1 protein-coding gene is annotated in these 1061 nt (G+C 61.5%); it reads left to right on the top strand.

Features of this window, described 5'->3' with window-relative positions:
- Positions 1-1061 (top strand): bifunctional 2-methylcitrate synthase/citrate synthase (gene prpC / locus AWB78_RS42745; protein ID WP_062613337.1); only part of this gene is annotated, 1061 nt, incomplete at both ends.

The following is a 1061-nucleotide window of genomic DNA, read 5'->3' as shown; positions in this document are numbered from 1 at the left end:
TCCGGCGTGACGGCGGGCAATACCGCGCTCTGCACGGTCGGCAAGACCGGCAACGACTTGCACTATCGCGGCTATGACATCCTCGATATCGCGACGACTTCCGAGTTCGAAGAAATCGCGCATCTGCTCGTGCATGGCAAGCTGCCGAACGCCGCTGAACTGAAGGCGTACAAGACGAAGCTGAAGGCTTTGCGCGGACTGCCCGCGAATCTGAAGGCCGCGCTGGAATGGATTCCCGCGTCCGCGCATCCGATGGACGTCATGCGCACCGGCGTCTCCGTGCTCGGCACGCTGCTGCCCGAGAAGGACGACCACAACACGCCGGGCGCGAAGGATATCGCCGACCGCCTGATGGCCTCGCTCGGCTCGATGCTGCTGTACTGGTATCACTATTCGCACAACGGCAAGCGCATCGAAGTCGAAACCGATGACGATTCCATCGGCGGGCACTTCCTGCATCTGCTGCATGGCGTCGCGCCGTCGAAGGCATGGGTCGAAGCGATGCACGTATCGCTCAATCTTTACGCGGAACACGAGTTCAACGCATCGACGTTCACGGCGCGCGTGATCGCGGGCACGGGCTCGGACATGTATTCGTCGATCACCGGCGCGATCGGCGCGTTGCGCGGCCCGAAGCACGGCGGCGCGAACGAAGTGGCCTACGAAATCCAGTCGCGCTATCAGACGCCCGACGAAGCGGAAACCGACATCAAGCGCCGCGTCGAGAACAAGGAAGTGGTGATCGGCTTCGGCCATCCGGTGTACACGATCTCCGATCCGCGCAACAAGGTCATCAAGGAAGTCGCGAAGAAGCTGTCGAAGGAAGCGGGCGATACGAAGCTGTTCGATATCGCCGAGCGGCTCGAATCCGTGATGTGGGACGCGAAGAAGATGTTCCCGAATCTCGACTGGTTCAGCGCGGTTTCGTATCACATGATGGGCGTGCCCACGGCCATGTTCACGCCGCTTTTCGTGATCTCGCGCACGTCGGGCTGGGCCGCGCACATCATCGAGCAACGCATCGACAACAAGATCATCCGGCCGAGCGCGAATTACACCGG

It is taken from the genome of Caballeronia calidae (assembly GCF_900044055.2).
Classification (GTDB): Bacteria; Pseudomonadota; Gammaproteobacteria; order Burkholderiales; family Burkholderiaceae; genus Caballeronia; species Caballeronia calidae.
This window is presented reverse-complemented; position numbering and strand designations above follow the sequence as displayed.